Below are 23,256 nucleotides of genomic sequence, written 5' to 3'. Positions count from 1 at the left end.
GACGAAGGAAACGCAGATGACCAGCCAGTCCGTGCTGTCCGTCCCGCGCCTGGGCGAGGGGATCGTCGAGGTGCGCATCGTCCGGCTCCTCAAGCAGCCCGGCGACACGGTCGCCAAGGACGAGGTCGTCTACGAGATGGAACACGACAAGGCGGCCGTCGAGATCGAGTCCCCGACCGCCGGCACCCTCGAGACCTGGCTCGTCGCCGAAGGCGACACCGTCGCGATCGGCGCCCCCGTCGCCCGCATCACCCCCGCACCCGCAGCGCAGTCCGCACCCGCACCGGCGGCCGCGGCCGCCGCGGGAACGGGCACCGCCGGCCCCGGACCGGCGGCCGAGCCCGCCGCGGGAGCGTCCGTGCACGGCGCCCCCGGCCGCCCCCACATCGCCGGCACCCGCCGCATACCTCCCCGCACCCGCGCCCACGCCCGCCGCCTGGGGATCGACGAGGCCACCCTGCCCTCCATCCCCGCCGCCGGCACCAGCCTCATGCCCGCCGACCTCGAACGCCACCTCGCCGCGACCGCCCCGGCAACAGCACCCGCCCCGAACACCGCGCCTGCCGCGACCCCGGTGGACGCGGGGGAGGCCGCGGGACCGGCCGCCCCGGACACCGCGTCCTCGGCGGACGCGGAGGAGACCGCGGCCGCGGCCGCGGGCCCGGCCGGGGGCGGGTTCACGGACGTCGAACAGTCTTCGCGGCAGCGCGAGTTGAACCGGGCCCTGCGGGCCTCGCGGGACGCGGTGGTGCCCGCCGCCGTGGCCGGCGTCGTCGCCGAGGACGTCCTGGAGCGGGCCCGGCGCGCGCACCAGGGCACCGGGTTCGCCACCGTCTTCCAGGCCTTCGCCCACATCGCCGCGCGCACCGCGGCCGCCGCCCCGGCCCTGCGCTCACGCCGCCTGGACGAGAGGCGGCTGCGCGTCCACGACCACGTCGACCTGGGCATCGCCTGCGCCACCGACGACGGCGACCTGACCACCGCCGTGGTGCGCGGCGCCGACACGCTGGACGCCGCCACGTTCGACCAGCGCTACGCGCAGGCCGTCGAGGACGCCCTCACCGGCGCCTCCCGCGCCGACTCGCGCGTCACCCTGATCCTGTCCCACCTCGGCGGGACCGGCGCCACCCTGGCCGTGCCGGTCGTCGTGCCGCCCGCCGTGGCCACCTTGTTCCTCGGCGCCGTCGAGGACACCGGCACCACCCCGGTGCGGCGCGTGGTCCTCGCCTTCGACCACACCGTGCTCAACGGAAGCGACGCGGCCGCCTACCTCGACGCCCTCAACGAGGCGATCCGCCGGGCCGCCGGCCCGGCGCAGCTGCCGGACGCCCCGGCCGCCCCGCCACGGCCGGCACCCGACCGGGCGGAGGTCACCGACCGGCTCACCGCCCTCGCCTCCGACATCCTCGGGCACCCCGTCGACGCCGAACGGCCCCTGGGCGAACAGGGCCTGGACTCCGCGCGCGCCCTGCGCCTGGTCCGCGACATACGCACCGCCTTCGGCACCGACCTGCCCGCCACCGCCGTCTGGCGCCACCCCACCGTGCGCGCCCTGGCCGCCGCGCTCCCGGCCCCCACCACCCCCGCCCCCGCACAGGGACCCGCCCCCGTACCGGATGCCGCACCGGCCGACGCGTCGGACCCGGCCGCCGTACCGGCCCCCACCACCCCCGCATCCGCCCCCGCGCCGGCCGCCGCCGTGAACGCCCCGGCGGCGGTGGTGCACCGTCCGGCGGACGCCGCGGCGGACGGGCCGGCGGGCGGCGACGACGTGGCCGTCATCGGGATGGCCGTACGCGTGCCCGGCGCCGACGACGTCGACGCGTTCTGGTCGCTGCTCGCCGCCGGCGAATGCCGGATCGACGACGTGCCGCCCGGCCGCCTCGCCGGAGCGGTGCCCGAAGGGCTGCGGGCCGCGCTGCTGGAGGGGACCGACCTCTTCGACGCCGCGTTCTTCGACATGACACCGCGCCAGGCCGCCTCCATGGACCCCCAGCAGCGGGCCCTGCTCGAACTGAGCTGGCACGCCCTCGAACACGCCGGCCTCAGCCCCGACACCCTCGCCGGGACCGGCGTCGGCGTCTACGCCGCCGCCTGCAGCTACGACTACCGCGAGCAGCTGGTCCAGCACGAGGTGGCCGCCGACGGCTACGCCACCACCGGCACCTTCCCGGCCTTCCTCGCCAACCGCGTCTCCCACCTCTACGACTTCACCGGCCCCAGCATCACCCTCGACACCGCCTGCTCCGGCGCCCTGACCGCGCTCAGCCTCGCCGAGGCCGCGATCCGCGCCGGCACCTGCGAGATCGCCCTGGCCGGCGCCGCGAACCTGATCAGCAACGGCTTCAACGCCCGCGCCTACCGCACCGCCGGCATGCTCTCCCCGCAGGGCACCAGCAAAGTCTTCGACCAGGGCGCCGACGGCTTCGTCCGGGGAGAGGGCGCAGGCTGGGTGGTGCTGAAATCGCTGCGCCGCGCCGTCGCCGACGGCGACCCGGTCCTGGCCGTCGTCCGCGCCGGCGCCGTCAACCACGGCGGGCGGGCCGCCTCGCTCACCGCCCCCAGCCCCAAGGCCCAGAGCGCCCTGATCCGCGGCGCGCTCGAGGCGGCCGGCCTCGACGCCGCCGACCTCGGCTTCCTCGAGGCGCACGGCACCGGCACCCCGCTGGGCGACCCGATCGAACTCGACGCCGTACGCGAGGTCCTGGCAAACGACCCGCAGGGCATGCCCCGGCACGCCGCCGGACCCGGCGGCCGCCTGTGGGTCGGCTCGGCCAAGGCCAACATCGGCCACCTCGAAGGCGCTTCGGGACTCGCCGGACTCGTCAAGGCCGTCCAGGTGCTGCGCCACCACCTCATCCCCGCCACCCCCGGCTTCACCCGCCTCAACCCGCACATCGCCCTCGAGGACACCCCGCTCGCCGTCGCCGAACACGCCGTGCCCTGGCCCGAGGAACCCGGCGGGGCACCACGGCGGGCGGCGGTCAGCGCGTTCGGGTTCGGCGGCAGCAACGCCCACGTCGTCCTGGAGGAAGCACCGCCGGCCACCCGCCCCGCCCCGGCACCCGGGACGGGCACCGTCGCGCACACGGTGCCGCTGTCGGCCGCCACCCCCACCGCCCTGGCCCGTCTCGCCGACAGCATCGCGCGCCTTGCCGCCCGCGACGACGCACCCCCGCTCGACGCCCTGGCCTGGACCCTGCAGAGCGGCCGCCGCCACCTCGCCCACCGGGCCCTGTTCAGCGTCACCACCCTGGACCAACTCGCCGAACAGGCCCACCGCTTCGCCATCTACGGCCACCACTCCCGGCCCGCCGACCCCCGGCTGTGCGACTGGCTCGACGGCGGCGACCTCACCACCGCCGACTGGGCCGCACACCTGCCGCAGGGCACCCCGCCCCGCCGGGTACCGCTGGTGCCCTACCCCTTCGAGCGGCAGTCCTACTGGCTGCCCACCCCCGCCCCGCAGCCCGACCGGGGCGCCGCCGTGCCCCCGCAGCCCGCCGCCGACGACGGGCCCGGCACGCCCCGCTACACCCTCGACCACGGGCACCCGCTGACCCGCCACCGCGTCGGCGGCCGCACCGTGGTGCCCGGCGCCGCCCTGATCGACGCCCTCGCCGACGGCGGACCCGTCGCCCTGAGCCGCCTGCGGCTGCTGCGGCCCGTCCCCGTACCGGCCGGCGGCACAGTGCACCTGAGGCGCCGCACCACCCCCGCCGACACCGGGACACGCCTGCACCTGGAACACGACGGCCACATCTGCGCCACCGCCGTCCCCGCCACCACCCCCGCCGCAGGCCCCCGCGACGCCGAGACCGCCGACGGGCCCGGCCAGGACGTCGACCTCGACGCCGTCCTGGTCCGCAACAGCGTCGAAGTGGGCCCCGTCTACCGGCTGCTGCACGACGTGCGCCGCACCGGCGCCCGCGTCACCGCCCGGATCACCGCCCCCGGCGACACGGACCCGCGCACCCGCCGCGTGGCCTGGCTGGACGCCGCACTGCAGGCCTCGTGCGCCCTGCTGGACGGCGAAGGACCCCGCGTGGCGGCCGCCGCCGACCACATCGAATGGAACGGCCGCATCCCGCCCACCGCGCAGCTCACCGTCCACCGGATCTCCACCGGCCCCACCCACGCGGTCCTGGACCTGCAGGCCACCGACCCCGACGGCACCCCCGTCCTGCGGGTCACCGGACTGCGCCTGCACCCCGCCGCACCCGCCCCCGGGCACCACCCCGCCGGCGAGGCGGTGGCGGGCACATCCAAACAGGCGGCCGCAGTTCGCGACACCACACCGGACGGCAGCGAACTTTTCGACGACGCCCCCGACGACGCCCACGCCCGGGCCGTCGCCGACGCCGTCGCCTCCCTGCGCGTCCTGGTACCCGAATGGGACACCCCCGCACCGCCTGCCGCCGCCGCGCCCCTCCCGGTGCCGCCCGCATCCGACGCGAACGCCGGGCCCGGGATACGGCTCCTCGCCCCCGAGTGGATGCCCGAGCCGCCGACCGCGCCGCACGACGGCCCCGGCGGCCCGCTCCTGATCGTCCACGACGACACCAGCACCCACCTCGCCGACCTCACCGACCCCGCCGGGGCCGTGCGGCTGGCGACGAGCGGCGGACGGCTCGACCCGGACACCTTCACCCGCGCCCTGCACCGCCTCGACAGGGGGCAGCCGCCGCACATCGCGCTGCTCGTCGACGGCTCCTCCTGGAGCGAGGACAGCACCGGCGCCCAGACCCTGCGCGGCTGGCTCGAAACACTGCTGACGGTGGGCCAGATCCTGGCCCGCGGCGACAGCCCGGCACGCATCACCCTGATCACCACCGGCCTCACCGCACCCCTCTTCGGCGCCCCGCAGCCGGGCGCCGCCCTGCAGGGCGCCCTCCTGGGAGCCCTGCGCACCCTGCCGCGCGAAGCCGGACACCTCACCTGCGCGGCCGTCGACCTGGACACCGCACCCGCACCCGGCGACCTGGCCGCGGCACTGCGCGAACCGTGCGCCGACACCGTCGCCCTGACCGCCCTGCGCGGCGGCCGGCGCCTGCGCCAGGTGTACACCGAACAAGCCCCGCCCACCGGGCGGAGCGAAGGGTTCGTCCACGGCGGCAGCTACGTCCTGTTCGGCGGCACCGGCGGCATCGGCGCCGCCGTCGCCCGCCACCTGGCCGCCCACTACGGGGCCCGCCTGCTCCTCGTCGGCCGCTCACCGGCCGGCGAGGACACCCGCGCCCTGCTTGCCGAACTCACCGCGGCAGGCGGCCACGCCCGCTACCGAAGCGCCGACATCACCCGCGACGACGACGTCGCACGCGTCCTCGCCGACTGCCGGGAAGCCCACGGCCGCCTCGACGGCATCGTGCACAGCATCGGCTCGGTGAGCGCCGCTCCCCTGCACGAGCTGACCGCCCACGACCTCGACGAGGTCCTGGCGACCAAGGTGAGCGCCGTCATCGGCCTCGCCCGCGCCCTGCGCGCACACCGACCCGCCCCGGGCACACCGCCCCCCGCGCTCGTCCTGTTCTCCTCCGTCGCCGGCCTCTTCGGCAGCGCCGGCGGCCTCAACTACGCCGCCGCCAACGCCTTCCTCGGCCACTACGCCACCGCCACCGCCACCGACCACGCCGGGCCGACCGTCCGCGCCTTCGACTGGGGCCTGTGGCGCGACACCGGCCTCGCCCGCCGCTACAGCGCCCACGTCCGGCGCGAGTACCCCGGCCTCACCGCATTCGACCCGGAAAGGGGAGTGGCCGCCTTGGAAGCGGGCATGTCCGGCAACCGACCTCAGATCGTCGCCGTCGCCGGCGACCCGCAACCGCTGCGCCCGCTCACCGCACCCCCCGCCGCCCCCGCACCCACCGCGGCCACCGCGGCCACCGAGGCCACCGCGGCGGCGGCCGCCGACGACGCGGCCCACCGGCTCGAGGACTACGCCGGCGGTGCGCTCGCCCACCGGATGAGCGAACTGGGCCTCACCCCGGCGCTGGCCGCCGACCCCGCCACCACCGTGCACAGCGCCGCCCAGCTGCTGGCGGCCGTCCCCGAGCACCGGCTGCTGCTGGCCGCGGTCCTGGACCTCCTCACCGGCCGCCACCGCGCCGGCCTGCCGGTGCCCGCACCCGCCGAACTCGCCCGCACCCGCCGGGCGCTGCTCGCCGACCACCCCGACCTGGCCGGCCACCTCACCCTCCTGGACCGTGCCCTGGAGTCCTACGGCCCGGTGCTGCGCGGCGACGTGCCCGCCACCGCCGTCCTGTTCCCCGGCGGCGACCTCGGCACCGTCAGCGCCGTCTACAGCGGCAACCGGCTCTTCGACCCCGTCAACACCGCAGCCGCCCACGCCCTGGCCGACGCCGCGGCCCAGGTGCCCGCCGCCGCCCGCATCCTGGAGATCGGCGCCGGCGTGGGCGGCACCACCGCCGCCGCGCTCGACGCCCTCGACGCCCGCGGCGTCACCGGCTTCGAGTACGTGTACACGGACCTGTCACCGGCCTTCCTGCAGCACGGCCGCCGCCGCTTCGGCGACCGGATCACCCCCCGGCTGCTGGACATCGAGAAGAACCCCCGCACCCAGCAGCTCGCCGCGCACACCTTCGACCTGGTCGTGGCCAGCAACGTGCTGCACGCCACCCGCGACCTGTCCCGCACCCTCGCCCACATCGAGGAACTCCTCGCCCCCGGCGGGCGGCTGCTGCTCGTCGAGATGGTCGCCCCGGCCGCCGTCTACACCCTCACCTTCGGCCTCACCGACGGCTGGTGGCGCTACGTCGACACCGACCGGCGCATGCCCCACGGCCCGCTGCTGGACGTGCCACGCTGGCGCTCGCTGCTCACGGCCCGCGGCTGGAGCCTGACGGACACCGCCCACCTGCGCGACGCGCCCGGCTGCGTCGCCCTGCTCACCTGCCGGCCGCCCGCCGCCGGCACCGACCGCACCGAGGAGATCGCCGACGGGCTGCGCCGGATCGTGCGCGACCTGCTGGGCGACCCGTCGGCCACCGTCCCCGGCTATCTGCCCTGGCAGGAACTGGGCATCGACTCGCTCCTCAACATGGAACTGGTCCAGGCCGTCTCCCGCAGCCACGGCCCGCTGACCGCGACCGCCCTGTTCGAGCACCGCACCGTCGACGACCTCGCCCGGATGCTCGCCCGCCGCACCGCCCCGGACACCACCCCGCACCACCACGACAGCCCCCGCCCCCTCGGCGGCACCCCGCACGACGACACCGGGCTGGACGACACCGGGCGGGACGACACCTCGGGCGCGGACGCCGGGGCCGAGGACGGCGTCCGGGCCCGGACGCTGGCACAGCTGATGGCCCTGGTCGCCGAACTCACCGCCCAGGACGCCGCCCTGCTCGACGCGGACAGCGATTTCTCCGCCCTGGGCGTCGACTCGCTGCTCCACGAGGAACTCACCCAGCGACTGCGCGAGATGTACCCCGGCCGGCCGGTGCCCGCCACCCTCGTCTTCGAACACCCCACCCCCCGCGCCCTGGCCCGCCACCTCGCCCCCGCACCCACCGCCCCGACCGTCGGGAACGCCGCCATCGCGCCCGAGGCGCCGGCCGCACGCGTCAGCGCCCTCGCCGACCTGCCCGCCGCCCCGCTCACCACCGCCCCCGCCGTCCCCTCCGCGCCGCCGGCCACCACACCGGACCCCGCGTCCGGCGCGGCGATCGCCGTGGTCGGGCTCGCCGGCCGCTACCCCGGCGCTCAGGACCTCGACGCCTTCTGGGACCTGCTCAGTTCGGGCCGCACCCCCGTACGCGAAGTGCCCGCGGAGCGCTGGGACTGGCGTACCGCCCGCACCGCCGGCGGCGGCTACGCCCGCTACGGCTGCTTCCTCGACGACATCGACACCTTCGACGCGGCCCTGTTCCGGATCACCCCCCGGGACGCGGCCCTGATGGACCCGCAGGAGCGGCTGTTCCTGGAAGTGGCCCGCGAGGCGTTCGAACACGCCGGCTACGCCCGCCCCACCCTGACCGGCCATCACGGCGGGCCCCGGGTGGGCGTGTTCGCCGGGGTCACCGCCAACAGCCACCTGCTGGCCCAGCACGACGCCCGCACCGCCGGCGCCGACAACCCCGAGTACGCGGTCACCGCCGCCGCCTCCGTCGCCAACCGTGTCTCCCACGCCTTCGACCTCAGCGGCCCGAGCCTGAGCGTCGACACCATGTGCTCGTCCTCGCTGACCGCGCTGCACCTGGCCTGCCGCGCCCTGCGCGACGGCGAGGCCGACCTCGCCCTGGCCGGGGGAGTCAACCTCTACCTGCACCCCGACCGGTTCACCGGCCTGTGCGCGCTCGGCATGCCCTCCCGCGGCGACCGCACCCGCAGCTTCGGCGCCGGCGGCGACGGCTTCGTGCCCGGCGAAGGCGCCGGCGCGGTCGTCCTCAAACGCCTGGACCGCGCCGAAGCGGACGGCGACACCATCCACGCCGTCATCCGCGGCACCGGCCTCAACCACGGCGGCGGCACCGGCGGCTACACCGTCCCCAACCCGCGCGCCCAGGCCGCCCTCATCGACGCCACCCTCAAGGACGCCGGCCTCGACCCGGCCGGCATCGGCTACCTCGAGGCCCACGGCACCGGCACCGAACTCGGCGACCCCGTCGAACTGCGCGCCCTGGCCCTGGCCTTCGGAGAGACCCGGACCGCCCGGGAACCGCTGCGCATCGGCTCCGTCAAGTCGAACATCGGCCACACCGAGGCCGCCGCCGGCATCGCCGGACTGACCAAGGCGATCCTCCAACTGCGCCACCACCGCTTCGTGCCCACCCTCAACGCCGAACAGCTCAACCCGAAACTCGACCTGGACAACGCCCCCCTGCACATCCAGCGGGCCACCGAACCCTGGAACGGCGAACAGCCGCGCCGCTGCGCCGTCAGCTCCTTCGGCGCCGGCGGCGCAGGCGCCCACGCCGTGCTGGAGGAGTACCGGACACCGACCCGGCCCGCCGACACCCCCGCACCCGCACCCGCACCCGTGCTGGTGCCGCTCGCCGCGCCGGACGCCGACCGGCTGCGCACCGTCGCCCGCCGCCTCGCCGACACCGTCGACGCCGCCACCGCCACGCTCGCCGACATCGCCCACACCCTGGCCACCGGCCGCGACCTGGGCCCCCACCGCGCCGCCGTCACCGCCCACGACCACGCCGAACTGCGCGCCGCGCTGCGCGCCCTGGCCGAGGACACCCCCCACCCCGCCCTCACCACCGCCGACCGGCCCGCCCCCGACACCGACGGCCACGCGGACGACTACGACGGCGACGGCGACGGCGGGCGCGGTGCCGCACGGGCCTGGGTCACGCACGGCACCTACCGGGCCCCCGCGGGCCCGGCACGGCGGGTGCCGCTGCCCACCACCCCCTTCGCCCGCATCCCCTGCACCGTCCCCGGCGCCGGCCGGCCGGCGGCCGAGCGGCCCTCGCCCATGCCGCTCACCGACACCGTCCGGATGCCCGCCGCCCGCACCGTCACCGCCCGCCTCGGCGGCGCCTCCCGCTGGGTACGCGACCACGTCGTCGACGACCAGATGCTGCTGCCCGGCGCGTTCCACCCCGAACTCGTCCACGAAGCGCTGATCGCCGCCGACGAGAACCCCTACCGCACCGAGATCTGCGACCTCGCCTGGCCCCAGCCCGCCACCGGGCTGCCCATGACCGTCACCACCCACCTCGCAGAACCCGGCACCCACGGCGAGCGCCGCTTCACCACCACCGTCGAGGGCACCGTCGTCGCCCAGGGCACCACCCGGCCCCGGCCCGCCGCCGCCGCAGGCGCCCCCCTGCGCCCCCACCTCGTCTACCGGCCCGCCGACCTCGACGCCCGCCTGGAGGGCCACGACACCGGCACCGACGCCTTCTACCAGGCCTTCACCACCCACCACTTCACCTACGGGCCGCTGTACCGCACCGTCCGGCGGGCCGCCGTGCACGGCGAGGAGACCACCGCCGAACTGCGCCTGCCACCGGGCGAGGACACCGACGGACGCCATGTGCTGCACCCCGCCCTCCTCGACGGCGCCTGCCAGAGCGCCGCCTACCTGCTGCTCACCGAGACACCCGGACCCCGCCGGCTGCGCCCCCTGACCATCGGCCGGCTCACCGTCCACCAGCCCGTCACCACCGGCGCCTACGTCCACACACGCCGCGTCAGGCGCGACGACACCGCCGGCGTCCACGTCTTCGACCTGTGCCTGATCGACCCCGGCAGCGGCGAAGTCCTCGCCGAGATCGACGGCTTCCGCATCCGCGTGGACACCGTCTCACCGCCCGCCGCCACCACCGCACGCCCCGAACCCGCCCCCGCACCGCCCCACCCGGCGCCCGTGCCGCTGGCCGGCTACCGCCTGGGCTGGCACACCGCGCCCGTCGGCGACGACACCCGCGCGGGCGCCGACGGGCCGCTGTGGCTGATCGGCGACGCCTCCGGCACCCTCGCCGCCCACACCCGCACCCTCCTGCCCGCCGCCCTGCTCGAACCGGGCCCCGGCCTCGACGAGCAGCAGCTCGAACAGAGCGCCGCCCGCACCGGCACACCGGCCACCGTCCTCATCGACCTCACCCACCTCACCGACCCCCACCACCCCGGCCTCGGCACCACCCCGCTGCGCCTCGAACAGACCGCGGCCGCCTGGGACCACTTCACCACCACCGCCCTGACCCCCCTGTTCACCCTGCTGCGCACCCTCGTGCGCAGCCGCGCCCTGGACGGCGCCCGCATCCTGCTGGTGACCCGCACCGGCCCCGACGGCCACCTCACCCCCCTCGTGCGCGCCCTGCACAGCCTGATACGCACCGCCGCGGGGGAGACCGGCCGGTTCAGCCTGCGCCTGGTCACCCTCGACGCCGCCTGGGCGGCGTCGGACCCGCAGGCCGCCCACACCGCCCTGCTGACGGAAACGGCCGCCGACGACGGCGACTGGACCCGCCTGGGCCCCGCCGGCCTGCGCCGCACCGCCGTCCTCACCCGCGCACCCGAGCCGGCCCCCGACACCGCCGGCACCCTCCTCGACCCGGCCGGCAGCTACCTGATCACCGGCGGACTGGGCGGACTGGGACGGCACATCGCCGCCGACATCCTGCACCGGGCCCCCACCGCACGGCTCGTCCTGATCGGCCGCTCCGAACAACCGGACGGGACGGCCCTCCAGGCCCTGCGCCGCGCCGCCGCCGGCGACGACCGGATCGTCTACCGCCGCTGCGACGCCACCGACCCCCGGCAGGTCGCCGACCTCGCCACCCACCTCGCCGACAGCCGCATCCGCCTGCACGGCGTCGTCCACGCGGCCGGCGTACTGCGCGACCAGTTCCTGCGCGGCAAGACACCCGAAGCGGTCCAGGCCGTGTGCCGCAGCAAAATACTCGGCGCGCTCCATCTCGACGCCGCCCTCGCCGACCACCCGCTGGACTTCTTCGTCCTCGCCTCCTCCCTCGCCTCCCTCGTCGGCAACCAGGGCCAGAGCGACTACGCCTTCGCCAACGGCTTCCTCGACCAGTTCGCCCACCAGCGCGCCCGGTGGACCGCACGCGGCCTGCGCCCCGGCCGCACCCTGACCGCCGGCTGGCCCGTCCTCGCCGACGCGGGCACGGCCCCCGCCCCCGACACCCTGCGCTACCTCGAACAGACCTACGGCCTCCAGCCGGTCGCCACCCGCGACGCGGTGGCGGCCCTGTGGCCCCGGCTCACCGCGGCGACCACCCCGGACACCGCCTACATCGCCCTCGTCGCCGGCGACCACACGGTCTGGGACCGGGCCCTGTCCACCACCACCGTCGAGGCAACCGCCGCCGGGCCCGCGCCCCTCCCGGCCCCCGCACCCGCCGCCGCGCACGCCACCACGACGGCGCAGGAGACCGCCCCCGCGCAGGAGACCGCCCCGGCGCAGGCCGCCCCCGCGCAGGAGACCGCCCCGGCGCAGGCCGCCCTGCGCTGGCTGAGCGAACGCGTCGCCGAAGCCGTCGGCGTACGGCCGGAGACGATCGACCCGCACGCCCCGCTCACCGACTACGGCGTCGACTCCATCTCCCTGATGCGCCTGAGCCGCATGCTCGAGGACGACCTGGGCCGCATCCCCCTGTCCGTCCTCCTCGACAGCGCCAGCCTGCGGGAACTGACCGACCGTCTGCTCGCCGACATGGGCCCCCAGCTGACCGCCGCCGTCACCGCCGCCGCTGCGGACACCGTTCCCGCCGCACCGGTGACGGCCACCGCACCCACCACCGCACCCGCCCCCGTCACGGAGACCGGCCCGGCAACATCCGCACCCGCGACCGCACCCGGTGCCGGCGACGAGCAGACCGCCGTGCTGCCCGACCGGCTGGTGGGCATGTGGGCCGCCGACCAGGGCGCCGCGCCCCACGCCCCCTACAACATCAGCCTGTCGTGGCGGCTGCCCGCCACCGCCGACCGCGAGGCCCTGCACACCGCCGTGGCCGCCCTGGTACGCCGCCACCCGGTGCTCGGCTGCCGCGTACGGCCCCACGACGGCGCCCCCGCCTTCCTCCCCGCCGCCCCGGCCGCTCTCGTCACCCGCGTCGTCGCCGAGGACGCTCTCGGCCAGGCCGTCAGGGACGAGGCGGACCGACGGCTCGACACCTCCGCCGGGCCGCTGCTGCGCGCCGTCCTGTGGGAGCCCCAGGACGGCGACGGGCAGGGCCCCGTCCTGCAGCTGACCACCCATCACATCGCCGTCGACGGACGCTCCGCCGAACTGCTGCGCGACGACTTCGCCGCCCTCTACGCCGCCGCCGCGCACGGCGCCCCCGCGCCGGCGCCGGCCGTCCCCTTCGCCCGCGCGCTGCGCCGCGAGCTCGAGGCCGGCCGGGCCGACGCCCGGGAGGACGAGCGGTACTGGACACAACGGCTGGCCGACGGCGCGGCCAAGGGCGTGCTGTTCCCCGGCGGCGGCGAACGGGCCGGCGCCGCGGGAGCCCACCGCGAGTACCGGATGCCGCCCGCCCTGTCGCAGAGCCTCGCGCAGGCCGCGCAGAGCGCCGGAGTGCCGCCGTTCACGGCGCTGCTCGCCGCGTTCGCCGCGGCGCTGTCCCGGGCCACCGGGCACCGCTCGTTCCTCGTCGCCGTCCCCACCTACGGGCGCACCGCGCGCGAGGAGGAGACCAGCGTCGGCTGCTTCGTCAGCACCGTGCCGCTGCGGATCGACATCGATCCCGGCCGGCCGGTCACCGACTGGCTCAAGGACCTGAACCAGGAGGTGCTCGGCGCGCTCGGGCACGCCCGGCTGCCCTACCCGCGCCTGGTCGAGCTGTGCCGGGCGGCGGGCGGCGAGGACGCCGTGCCCACCGTCACGCTCGCCTACCAGAACTGGCAGCGCACCGGCGAAGCCCGGACACCGGACGGCTGGGAGCCGGTGTACCGGCGCGGGCAGCGCGGGCACTTCGACCTCGGCCTGGAGGTGACCGACACCCTGGCCGGCACGGAGATCCTCGCCAACCACCGCACCGCCGTCCTGGACGCCGCGAGGGTCGACGCCTTCGTCGAGGACCTGCGGCGCACGGCGGCCGAACTGGCCCACGGCCCCGCCACGGTGGGGGAGCTGCTCGACCCCGCGGCCGGGACCCTCGTCCAACGCTTCGCGGCCACCGTGCGCCGCCGCGGGCAGGCGACGGCCGTCGAGGACGCGCACGGCAGCCTCAGCTACGCCGAACTCGACGCGCTCTCCGACGACATCGCGCACCGGGTGTCCGAACTGGCCGCGCCCGGCGCCCCCGTCGCCGTACTGATGCACCGCAGCATGCGGCTGCCGGCCGTCCTGCTGGGCATCCTCAAGAGCGGCCGCCCCTATGTGCCGCTGGACGACTCCTACCCGAGCGAACGGCTGAAGCTGGTCGTCGGCGACGCGGGATGCGAGGTGGCCGTCGCCGACCGCGAGCTGACCTGGCTGCTGCCGCAGCGGCTGCGGATCGTCGACCCCACCACCCCCACCCCCCACGACACCGCCGCCGCTCGCGTCGGCGCCGGGACGCCGGCGGGGCAGGGGCGGGCGCGGGCCGCCGCGGTGTGCGCGCCGGACGACCTCGCCTACGTGATGTTCACCTCGGGCAGCACCGGACGGCCCAAGGGCGTCCCGGTCACCCACGCCAACGTCGTGCACACCCTGGAGGCGATCGGCCGCACGGTCGGCATCACCGAGGACGCCCCCGGGCGGCTGCTGGCGGTCACCACCCTCTGCTTCGACATCTCCGTCCTCGAACTGTTCCTTCCGCTCCTGGCCGGCGGCACCGTCGTGATCGCCGAACGCGCGGACGTCATCGACGCCCGCCGGCTGGGCCGGCTGCTCGAGCAGCGGGCCGTCACCGCCATGCAGGCCACCCCGGCCGGCTGGCAGCTGCTCGTGGACGGCGGCTGGAGCGGCCGGCGTGAACTGACCGCACTGTGCGGCGGGGAGGCCCTGCCGCCCAACCTCGCCGCCGCGCTCGCCGAACGCACCGGCAGCCTGTGGAACGTCTACGGCCCCACCGAAGCGACCATCTGGTCCACCATCGCACCGGTCACGGCCGGCGGCCCCGTCCACCTGGGCGAGCCGATCGGCGCCACGGACCTGCTCGTCACCGACACCGCCGCGACCCGCGAGGCGGCGGTGGGCGAGAGCGGCGAACTGTGGATCGGCGGCCCCGGCGTGGCCCGCGGCTACTGGCAGCGGCCGCAGCTGACGGCCGAACGGTTCACCGGCCACCCGCTGCGGCCCGAGGCCGGCGGCCGCTGGTTCCGCACCGGCGATCTCGTACGCCGCGACGCGGAGGGCCGGCTGACCTTCCTGGGCCGGGCCGACAGCCAGGTCAAGGTCCGCGGCCACCGCATGGAACTGGGCGAGATCGAGACCGTGCTGGGCGGCCACCCGGCGCTCGCCCGCGTCGTCGTCGCCGTGCAGGGCGAGGGCCCCTCCGCCCGGCTGCTGGCCGTCGCCGTACCGCGCGCCGGCACCGCCCTGCCCGATCTCGGCGCGCTGCGCGAGTACGCCTCCGCGGCGCTGCCGCCGTGGATGCTGCCCGACCGACTCGTCGCCGCGGAACACCTCCCGCTCACGCCCAACCGCAAGGTCGACCGGCAGGCGGCGGCACGCCTCGCCGACCCCACCACACCCGCGCCGGCCGACGCCGCACCCGCGCCCGTGACCACAACTGCGTCCGCCCCGGCCGACGCCGCACCCGCATCCGTATCCGCGCCGGCCCCGGCCGATACCGCGCCCGCGCCCGCGCCCGGTTCGGCGTCCGTGCCCGTCGGGCGGGCGGCGATCGCGGAGCGTGTCGGCGCCCTGTGGCGGGAGCTCCTCGAACTCGACGACGTACCGGGCGACCGGAGGTTCTTCGACCTGGGCGGCAACTCCCTGCTGCTGGGGCGGCTCTTCGCCCGCCTCGACGACGCCTATCCCGGCGCCGCGCTCGAACTGGCCGACCTGTTCGCCCGGCCCACCCTCGACGACCTCGTCGGCCTGCTCACCGCCCGCCTGGGCGGCGACACGGGCCCGGCCCCCGCCGACCGGCCGGGAACCGCCCCGGTGCCCGCCCGCCCCTCCCGCCGTGAGCTGCGGCGCGCGTTTCGACTCGGAGACGAACGATGACCACACCGCCCAGCGGCCCCGACCTCGGGCACGACCCGAACGCCGTCGCCGTCGTCGGCATGGCCTGCCGGTTCGGGCCCGCCACCTCCGTCGAACGGCTGTGGGACCTGCTCGAGCAGCAGCGCACCGGTATCCGCCGCTACAGCGACGACGAGCTGATCGCCCTCGGCCACGACCCGCGGACCGTGCGGCACGAGGCGTTCGTGCCGGCCGGGGCCGTCCTGGAGGACGCCGACGCCTTCGACGCCGAGTTCTTCGGCTACAGCGCCCAGCACGCCGAATGGCTCGACCCCCAGCAGCGGCTGCTGCTGGAGGTCGCCTGGCACGCCCTGGAGGACGCCGGGTTCGCCCCCGACGCCACCGGGCTGCGCACCGGCGTGTACGTCTCCGTCGGCCAGCCCGTCCACCCCCCGGTGCGGATCACCGAACTCGACGCCGCCGGGATGATGCGTTTCTCCTCCACCGACAAGGACTTCGCGGCCGGCCGCATCTCCTACAAACTCGGCCTGACCGGACCGAGCATGAGCGTGCAGTCCGCCTGCTCCAGCACCCTGGTCGGCCTGCACCTGGCCGCCGAGGGCCTCCTCGCGGAGGAGTGCGACCTCGCGGTGGTGGCCGGCGCGTCGCTGCACTTCCCGCAGGCCGGCTACCTCGCCGCCCCCGGCATGATCCTCTCGCCGAGCGGCGAGTGCCGGCCCTTCGACGACAGCGCCGACGGCACCGTGTTCGGCAACGGCGGCGGCGCGCTCGTCCTGCGCCGCCTCGCCGACGCTCTGCGCGACGGCGACCCGGTGCGCGCCGTGCTGCGCGGCAGCGCCGTCGGCAACGACGGCGCCCGCAAGATGGACTACCACGCACCCTCACCCGAGGGGCAGGAGGCGGTGATCCGCGAGGCGCTGGCCGTCGCGGGCGTCGACCCGCACTCGGTGGGCTGCCTGGAGACCCACGGCACCGGCACCCCGATGGGCGACCCGATCGAATTCGCCGCCCTGGAACGGGTCTACGGCGGCGACCGCCCGCACCCGGCGGCCGTCGGCTCGGTCAAGTCCGTCCTCGGCCACCTCAACACCGCCGCCGGCGTCGCCGGCGTCATCAAGGCCGTCCTGGCCCTCGAACACGCCACCGTGCCCTGCCAGGTCCCCTTCACCGCACCCAACCGCGCCCTCGGCGGCACGGGCGGCCTGCGCATCGCCTCCCAGGACGCCACCGCCGACGGCTGGCCGGTGCCCGACGGGCCGCGCCGCGCCGCCGTCAGCTCCTTCGGCATCGGCGGCACCAACGCCCACGCCGTCCTCGAACAGGCCCCGCCCACAGGGCAGTCCGAAGAGCACACCACCGGACACACCGGGCAGGACGGGCAGGACGCCGGTGACGGCCCGGTGCGCTGGGCCCCGCTGTCCGCCCACACCGAGACCGCGCTGCGCACCTGGGCCGGCGCGCTGGCCGGCCCGGCCGGCCGGCTGCCGCTCGCCGACGTCGTGCACACCCTGCGCACCGGCCGCAGCCACCGGCGCGTGCGCTGCGCCCTGTCCGCCGCGACCCCCGGCGAACTCGCCGCCAAACTCCGCGCCCTGGCCGACGGCGGGGACCTCGCCGCCGACGAGGCGCCGACGGACCTGCACCCCTGGCTCGCCGGCCAGGGGCCGCTGCCCGACGCCGGACCGCAGAGCCGCACCGCCCGCCGCGTCCGGCTGCCCGGCTACCCCTTCGCCCGCACCCGCTGGCCCCGCCCCGGCGACGACGGACCGACGCGCACCGTACGGCCCGACGAACCGGTGGCCGCCGACCACGTGGTGGCCGGCCGGCCCGTGCTGCCCGCCGCCGCCCAGCTCGACCTCGCCCTCAGGGCCGCCCGCCGCAGCACCCCCGAGGCCACCGGACTGGCCGACATCGCCTTCCACCGCCCGGTGGAGGTCACCGCCCCGGTGACCCTGCGCACCGTCGCCGACGGCGACACCCTGCGGATCGTCTCCGACCACACCCACACCCAGGCCCGCGTCGTCACCACCCCCGCCGCGCCGCCCGCACCGCTCGATGCGGCCGCCGACTCCGCCGCCTACCCCGACAGCGCCGAACCGGCCGAGCTGTACCGCTACTTCGATGACAACGGCGTCCGCTACGGCCCCGCCTTCCAGGTGCTGCGCGAACTGCGGCACGGCCCCGGCGGCGCCCTCGCCAGGATCGCCGCGACCGCGACCGCGACCGCGACCGCGACCGCGACCGCGACCGCCTCCGCCGACGCCGACGGGCAGATCCTGTCGCCGTACGTCCTCGACGGCGCCCTGCAGACCGTGATCGGCTGCGTGCTGCGCGAGGACCTGGGCGGGCAGACGTTCATCCCGTTCGCCGTCGACGCGCTGAGCGTCCACGGCCCGCTGCCCGACGAGGTCTGGGTGCGGGTACGCCCGCGCCGCCTGGCCGGCGGCGGCCGCCAGGTCCGCAAGTACGACGTGACGGTCAGCGCACCGGACGGGACACCGGCCCTCACCCTCACCGGACTCGCCCTGCGCCCCACCGGACCCGCACCCACCGGGTCCGCCGGGCCTGGCGCGGCCGTCGCATCCGCCGGGTCCGCCGGGTCCGCCGGGTCCGCCGGGGCCGTCGCTTCCGCCGGGGCCGTCGCTTCCGCCGGGGCTTCGGTGCCGGACGTCGCCCGACTGCCGTCCGGGGTGCACCTGTTCACGCCCGCCGACGTGCCCTTCACCGCCCCCGGCACCGACACGGCCACCACCGGGGCGGCCGGATGGGGAGGCCCGCTCGTCGTCATCGGCGAGGCCCCCCTGGAGGGCGCCGACCTGCGCCTGCCCGACCCGCCCGACACCGGCGCCGCGGCAACCACCGGCGCCGACCTCGCCGCCCGCCTGCCCGACGGCGGCGTGCCGGTCATCGTCTGGCCGCTGCCCGCCACCACCCCCGGCCCGGGATCCGACGCGCTGCGCGTGCTGGCCCTGCTGCGCGCCCTGCTGGGCCCGCTCGCCAGGCGCGGCGCCCGGATCGTCGTCCCCCACCCCGCGGGCGCCTTCGACGACGCGACCGCCGTCACCGGCAGCGGCCTGGCCGCCCTGGGCCGTTCACTCGCCGGCGAGAACCCGCGCTTCCACCTCACCGCCCTCGCCCTCGACCCCGGCACCACCCCCGCCGCCCTGACCCGCGCCGTGCGGGCAGCGGCAGCACACCCGCCCGCCGCACACCGGCTGAACGCCGGCCACGAGGGCGCCCTCACCGAGCCGGTGCTGCGCCCGCTGGCCGTCCCGGCGCCCGCCGGCCCGGCGTTCCGCCACGGCGGCCGCTACTGGATCAACGGCATGGGAGCCCTGGCCGCGCTGCTGGCCGGCCACCTCGCCGACACCTACGCCGCGCACATCGTCGTGACCGGCCGCTCCCCGGCCGAGGGCGAACGCGCCGCCGAGATCGACCGCCTGTCCCGGCGCGCGGCCCGCACCGGCGGATCGGTGACCTACCACCGGCTCGACAGCACCGACCCGGCGGCCGTGCGCGCCCTCGCCGACCGTCTGCACGACGAGGGCACCGTCCACGGCGTCCTGCACTGCGCCGGCACACTGCGCGACTCCTTCGTCCTGCGCAAGGACAGCGCCGACGCCGACGCCGTGATCGCCGCCAAACTCACCTCGGCCGCCGTACTGGACGAGGCCACCGCCCACTGGCCGCTGGACTGCTTCGTCGTCTACTCGTCCGTCTCCGGCGCCCTCGGCAGCCCCGGCCAGGCCGACTACGCCTTCGCCAACGCCGCCGCCGACGAACTGCTCACCCGCCGCGCCCGCCGCGTCACCTCCGGCACCCGGCAGGGACGTTCACTCTCCATCGCCTGGCCCTACTGGACCGACGGCTCCATGCGCACCGGCGGCGACGCCGAACAGATCCTCGGCGCGTTCGGCATGCGCCCGATGCCGGCCGACGTGGGCCTGGCCGTCCTCGAGTCCCTCCTCGGCGCCCCCAAGGACCAGACCCCCGCACCCGCGCCCGTCGTCCTGTACGGGGACCTGCCCCGACTGCGCACCTCCTTCCCGCTCCTGACCGGCCCCGGGCCCGCACCGGCCCCGACCGCCCAGGCACCGGCGGGACCGACCCCGGCCGCCCCGCCCCAGACAGCCCCGGCCGTCCCGGCCTCCCCGTCCGCCGAACAGGCCGTACCCGTGGCTGACGTGGCCGCAGGCGCGGGCGCGCTGGAGGACCGGCTGCGGGCCGCCGTCGCCGAGGCCACCCGTACGCCCGTCGCCGACGTGAGCTCCGACAGGCCCTTCGACGACCTCGGCATCGACTCGCTGCTCGCCATCCGCGTCGTCGAACTGCTGGAGAAGGACTTCGGCCGGCTCTCCAAGACACTGCTCTTCGAGTGCCGTTCGGTCGCCGAACTCACCGAACACCTCCTGGAGGAGTTCCCCGAGCGGTGCGCCGAACTCACCGGCACCACGGGTACCACCGCCGCCGAAACCACCACCACCGCCGCCGCAGCCGCAGCCGCCGGTACCGGAACGGGCACCTCGCCCGCCGGCCCGCCGCCGGCAGCGGAGCCGCCCGCCTCCTCCACCGCCCCGCTGGACACCACACCCGCGCCCCCCTCACCGGCCACCGGACGGGCCGAACCGCCCGGCGAGGGCGGGGACATCGACCCGCGGGCCGTCGCGATCATCGGCGTCGCCGGACGTTTCCCCGAGGCGGAGGGCCTGGACGAACTGTGGGCCAACCTCCTCGCCGGACGCGACAGCATCACCGAGGTGCCGCGCGAACGGTGGGACGCCGAGGCCCTGTACGACCCCGACCGCTCACGCGTGGACCGCACCTACACCAAGTGGGGCGGCTTCCTTCAGGGCGTGGAGAACTTCGACGCACCGCTGTTCAGCATCTCGCCCCGCGAGGCCGGCACCGTCGACCCGCAGGCCCGGCTCTTCCTGGAGGCCTGCTGGGCCGCGCTGGACGATGCCGGATACACCCCCGACACCCTCGTGAACACCGGCGACCCCGTGCACCGCAAGGACGTCGGCGTGTTCGTCGGCGCCATGTACGGCGAGTACCAGCTGCACGAGGCGGAGGAGCGGCTGCGCGGCAACCCGGTCCTGGCCAACAGCGCCTACTGGTCCATCGCCAACCGTGTCTCGTACTTCTTCGACTTCCAGGGCCCCAGCACGGCCGTCGACACCGCCTGCTCCTCCGCGCTCACCGCGATCCACCTCGCGGTGGAGTCGCTGCGCGCCGGCAGTTCGAAGGTCGCCGTCGCCGGCGGCGTCAACGTCCTGATCCACCCCAACAAGTACTTCATGCTCGGCCAGGGCCGGTTCGCCGCCGGTGACGGACGCTGCCGCAGCTTCGGCGCGGGCGGCGACGGCTACGTCCCCGGCGAGGGCGTCGGCGCGTTCGTGCTCAAACCGCTCGGCGACGCGCTGCGCGACGGCGACCACATCCACGCCGTCATCCGCGGCACCGCCGCCAACCACGGCGGCCGCACCAACGGCTACACCGTGCCCAACCCGCGCGCCCAGGCCGACCTGGTCACCAAGGCGCTGCGCGACGCGGGCCTTTCGGCCGGCGATCTCGACTACGTCGAGGCGCACGGCACCGGCACCGCGCTCGGCGACCCCATCGAGATCCGCGGCCTGGTCTCCGCGTTCGCCCGCGACGGCGTCAAGGGCCCCGGCGACCTGCCGATCGGGTCCGTGAAGTCGAACGTCGGCCACCTGGAGTCGGCGGCCGGCGCGGTGGCGCTGGCGAAGGTCCTGCTGCAGATGCGGCACCGCACCCTGGTGCCCTCCCTGCACGCCACCCCCGCCAACCCCGAGATCGACTTCGGCCGGGTCCCCTTCACCGTGCAGCAGAGCACCGCACCGTGGCACACCCGCGACGGGTCACCGCGCCCGCTGCGGGCGGGCATCAGCTCCTTCGGCGCCGGCGGCGCCAACGCGCACATCGTCGTCGAGTCCCCGCCCCCCACCGCGCCCCGCCCGCCGAGCGGGCCGCAGCAGGTCGTGGTGTTCCTGTCCGCCCGCACCGACCAGGCCCTGGCCGACACCGCACGCCGTCTGCACAGCCACCTCACCGGGGCCCGCGCCTCCGGCCGGGAGCCGCGCCTGGCCGACATCGCCCACACCTACGCCGTCGGACGTCCCGCCCTGGAACGCCGGGCCGCCCTCGCCGCCGACTCCCTCGACGCGCTGCTCGCCTCCCTCGAAGCCCTCGCCGCGGGCCGGCCCCGCCCCTGGCGGCGCACCGAGGCCGCCGCGGACGACCCGGTACGGGTGTGGCTCGACGGGGGCCGCATCGACCGGGCCACGGTCAGCGGCGCCGGGCCCGGCGCCCGCCGTGTCCCGCTGCCGCACTACCCCTTCGAACGCATCCGCTGCTGGTACGACCTGCAGATCGAGCACCTGCACCACAAGGGCCTGGGCACCGTCACGGGCGAACCGGCCCTCTCCCGCCCCCACTTGCGCGACTTCGGCCGCCCCCACACACCGGACCCCGCACCCGTGACCGCACCGGCACCGACGACCACACCGGCACCGGTGACCGCGACCGCGCCTGTGCCGCGCCGTGGACCGGCGACCGCGCCCGCACCGGCAACCGCACCCGCACCGGCCCCGGTGACCGCACCGGCACCGGCACCGGACGCCGCGCCTGTGCCGCGCCGTGGACCGGCGACCGCGCCCGCACCGGCACCGGTGACCGCGCCCGCGCCGGGCCGTGCACCGGAGCCCGCGATCCGTCCGGCCCCCGCCCTCGCCCTCGTGTCCCGCCCGGCCCCGGCGTCCCCGCCGGCGGCGCCGGGCCCCGTGCCGCTGCCCGCGACCGACCGGCCCGACCCACAGGAGATTCCACCCATGACCCGTGACCGCAAGATCTCCCTCCGGCCGCTGGGCACGGCGCCCACCCCGGCCCCCGTCCCGGCCCCGGCGCCCTCGGCCCCCGCCGCACCCGCTGCCCCGGCACCGGCCCCGGTCGCTGTCGCTGTCGCGGTCGACCCGGCGACGGCGGACCGGGTCGCCGAGGAGGTCGGCGACGTGCTCGCCGGGGTGCTCTACATGGAGCCCGCCGATCTCGACCCGGAGCAGAGCTTCCAGATGCTCGGCGTCGACTCGATCCTCAGCGTCGAGTTCATCGCCCTGGTCAACGCCAAGTACGCCACCGACATCAAGGCCACCGAGCTGTACGACCACCCGACGCCCGCCGCGTTCGCCCGCCATGTCGCCGCGACGCTGGGCGGCACACCACCCCCCGCCCCGGCCCCGGCACCCCACGCGGCCACCCCCGCTGCGGCTGCCCCGGCGGCGCCGGCCCCGGCGGGGGAGCGGACGGCGGCCGTCCTGGAGACCCTGCGTGAGCAGCTGGCCCAGACCCTGTACTGCGACGTGTGGGACATCGACACCGACGCCACGTTCAACAGCCTGGGCCTGGACTCGATCCTCGGCGTCGAGTTCGTCGCGTTCCTCAACAACGCCTACGGCCTCGACGAGAAGGCCGGCGTCCTCTACGACCACCCGAGCCTGGCCGCCCTCGCCGCCCACATCACCTCCCGCACCACCACGCAGACGGCCGGCGCCGTCCCGGCCGGCAGCGTGAGCGCGGCCGACCTCGACGCGCTGCTGGCCGCCGTACGCGACAACCGGCTCACCGTCGAGCAGGCCCTCGCCCTGCTGCCCCAGCACACCTGA

General features: G+C 76.8%; 2 protein-coding genes. Both read left to right on the top strand.

The features are described 5' to 3' along the window. Positions 1-16 precede the first annotated feature (16 nt). The gene (locus tag AB0K36_RS25790; RefSeq protein WP_364598735.1) at positions 17-15,595 is read left to right on the top strand and encodes a non-ribosomal peptide synthetase; all 15,579 of its coding nucleotides are present in this window, start codon (positions 17-19) and stop codon (positions 15,593-15,595) included. Beyond that, positions 15,592-23,256: a beta-ketoacyl synthase N-terminal-like domain-containing protein gene (locus AB0K36_RS25785; protein ID WP_364598732.1), complete on the top strand. Its 7,665-nt coding sequence runs from the start codon at positions 15,592-15,594 to the stop codon at positions 23,254-23,256. Before AB0K36_RS25790 ends, AB0K36_RS25785 begins: the two co-directional genes overlap by 4 nt.

Origin of the sequence: Streptomyces kurssanovii (genome assembly GCF_040677245.1) — a bacterium.
In the GTDB taxonomy this organism is placed as follows: Bacteria; Actinomycetota; Actinomycetes; order Streptomycetales; family Streptomycetaceae; genus Streptomyces; species Streptomyces kurssanovii.
This window is presented reverse-complemented; position numbering and strand designations above follow the sequence as displayed.